Origin of the sequence: Fulvimarina thalattae (assembly GCF_040239565.1) — a bacterium.
In the GTDB taxonomy this organism is placed as follows: Bacteria; Pseudomonadota; Alphaproteobacteria; order Rhizobiales; family Rhizobiaceae; genus Fulvimarina.
The window spans coordinates 1-2,528 of record NZ_JBEHWS010000055.1; the positions used below are offsets into that span (position 1 = coordinate 1).

The window sequence follows — 2,528 nt, forward strand, 5'->3', positions numbered from 1 at the left end:
GTAAGCACCCGCCGGGTACCGCCTTGTTGGGTCTGATCTGACGTAAGAGACAGTGAGTATGGATAGTCATACTCACAGTCACGAAGTTTCCCGACTTTCGGTGGTGGAGACGGGTCGTCGTCGTCGCTGGACGGATGATGCGAAGCTTCGGATCATTGCCGAGAGCGAACGCGGCCCGCGTCTGATTTCGTCGACAGCACGCCGACATGGGATTTCGCCTTCCCAGCTTTTCAGCTGGCGCCGTGCTTTCGGAGTTGGGCCCTCCAATCAAGGCGTTGCGGCGGAAGAAGCGTTCTTGCCGGTTTCGGTTTGTGACCCGGTCATCAAAAGGCAGGCAGCCACCTCCCGGGTCGAGATCGAGCTTTCGGGCGGCCGCACGATCCGTATCGACGCCGATATTGATCCAGACGCACTTTCTCGCCTTCTCGACGTCGTGGACCGCCGGCGATGATTCCGGTTCCGAGCAGCGTTCGGGTCTGGCTTGCGGCGGGGCACGTCGATATGCGCAAAGGCTTTCCCGGTTTGTCGCTGATGGTTCAGGAGACACTGAAGCGCGATCCGAACGAGGGTCATCTCTTCGTCTTTCGCGGCCGCCGCGGCGATCTGATCAAGGTGATCTGGCACGACGGACAGGGCGCCTGCCTGTTCACGAAGCGACTGGAACGCGGCCGTTTTGTCTGGCCGTCACCGGCGGACGGCACGGTGACGATCTCGCCGGCGCAGCTCGGCTACCTGCTGGAAGGGATCGACTGGCGTCATCCCCAGAGAACCTGGCGTCCGAGCGCGGTCGGATAGCATAAAAGTCTTGTATCGCAAGAGGTTTGTGGCAGAATCGGCATTGTTACGATCTGCTTCGGATTGTCCCCTATGGCCGCTGCGCCGGACGACATCACCGCACTGAAGGCCGCTCTCGCTGCGGCTGAACGGCGCGCCGATCTGGCCGAAGCCGATCTCGCCAACGGGAGGGCGAAGGCGTCCGATGATGCAGCGTTAATCGCGCATCTGACGCTGATGATCGAGAAGCTGAAGCGCGAGCTCTACGGCAGCCGGTCGGAGAGAAAGGCCCGTCTCCTCGATCAGCTCGAGATGCAGCTCGAGGACGCGCAGGCGGCCGCCACCGAAGACGAGCTTGCCGCCGAAGAGGCTGCGGCGAAGACGAGCAGCGTTCAGGCCTTTGCCCGCAAGCGGCCTTCGAAGAAGCCGTTTCCTGACCATCTGCCGCGTGAGCGCGTTCTCATTCCGGGACCGACGTCTTGTCCCTGCTGTGGCTCGGGTCGTCTGTCGAAGCTGGGTGAAGACGTCACCGAAACGCTTGAGGTGATCCCGCGGCAGTGGAAGGTCATCCAGACGGTCCGCGAGAAGTTCACCTGCCGAGAATGCGAGACCATCAGCCAGCCGCCGGCGCCGTTTTATCCGACACCGCGAGGCTTCCTCGGCCCCAGCCTTCTTGCGATGATCCTGTTCGAGAAGTTCGGACAACATCAGCCGCTCAACCGGCAGTCGGATCGCTACGCCCGCGAAGGCATCGATCTCTCCCTCTCGACGCTGGCCGATCAGGTCGGGGCCTGCGTTCATGCCCTTTGCCCGCTGCATGACCTGATCGAGCGGCATGTTCTTGCCGCCAAGCGTTTGCATGGCGACGATACCACCGTCCCCATTCTGGCGAAGGGCAAAACGGCGACGGGCCGGGTCTGGACCTATGTTCGCGACGATCGTCCCTTCGGCGGTCAGGCGCCCCCGGCCGCCGTGTTCTATGCCTCTCGCGATCGAACGGCCGAGCATCCCGAGCGGCATCTCGCCGGCTATGGCGGGATCCTGCAGGCCGACGCCTATGCGGGCTACGGTCGTCTGTACGATGCCAATCGAAGTCCGGGGCCGGTGATCGAGGCACTGTGCTGGTCTCACGCCCGTAGGAAGTTCTTCGAGCTCGCCGACATCGCCAAAAGTGCCCGGCGCGGAAAGAACGCCACACCGATCTCGCCCATGGCGCTGGAGGCCGTCAAACGCATCGACGCCCTGTTCGACGTCGAGCGCGTTATCAACGGCTTCTCCGCCGCCGAACGCCTTGCCGTTCGAAAGGAGAAGAGCGTGCCGCTCTTTGCCGATCTGGAAGACTGGATGCGGACCGAGCGGGCGCGTCTGTCGCGCCATGCGCCCGTCGCCAAGGCAATGGACTACATGCTGAAGCGGTGGGACGGCTTCGCCCGGTTCACGGTAGACGGACGAATCTGCCTTACGAACAACGCGGCCGAACGAGCCCTTCGCAGCCTCGCCCTCGGTCGCAAGTCCTGGCTGTTCGCCGGCTCCGATCGCGGTGCAAATCGCTGCGCCTTCATGCTGACGCTGATCGCGACGGCCAAGCTCAACAATATCGATCCGCAAGCTTGGCTCACCGACGTTCTCGCTCGCATCGCCGACATGCCGCAAAGCAGGCTCGAAGAGCTGCTGCCGTGGAACTGGTCGCCAGCACCTCTACCAGTGCATCGAGCAGCCGCGTAGCTGCGCTGCGGCCTACGCCGGATGCTTAC

Annotated in this window: 3 protein-coding genes; all 3 read left to right on the forward strand. The window is 63.1% G+C overall.

Annotated elements, in window-relative coordinates:
• The first annotated feature begins 58 nt into the window (after positions 1–58).
• The 3 genes from tnpA to tnpC all read left to right on the forward strand — a co-directional run bounded on the left by tnpA (position 59) and on the right by tnpC (position 2,499).
• Positions 59–451, forward strand: coding sequence for an IS66-like element accessory protein TnpA (tnpA, locus tag ABRA89_RS20305; protein ID WP_349943320.1), 393 nt, complete (start codon positions 59–61; stop codon positions 449–451).
• The gene (gene tnpB, locus ABRA89_RS20310; RefSeq protein WP_349943321.1) at positions 448–795 is read left to right on the forward strand and encodes an IS66 family insertion sequence element accessory protein TnpB; all 348 of its coding nucleotides are present in this window, start codon (positions 448–450) and stop codon (positions 793–795) included. The genes tnpA and tnpB overlap by 4 nt, the downstream gene beginning before the upstream one ends.
• A 72-nt stretch (positions 796–867) precedes the next feature.
• A complete protein-coding gene (gene tnpC, locus ABRA89_RS20315) occupies positions 868–2,499 on the forward strand; it encodes an IS66 family transposase (protein WP_349943322.1) in 1,632 nt (543 codons plus the stop codon).
• Positions 2,500–2,528: the final 29 nt, after the last annotated feature.

Coding starts and splice junctions, on each gene's coding strand:
- tnpA (WP_349943320.1), top strand. CDS start 59: ATGGATAGTCATACTCACAGTCACGAAGTTTCCCGACTTTCGGTGGTG.
- tnpB (WP_349943321.1), top strand. CDS start 448: ATGATTCCGGTTCCGAGCAGCGTTCGGGTCTGGCTTGCGGCGGGGCAC.
- tnpC (WP_349943322.1), top strand. CDS start 868: ATGGCCGCTGCGCCGGACGACATCACCGCACTGAAGGCCGCTCTCGCT.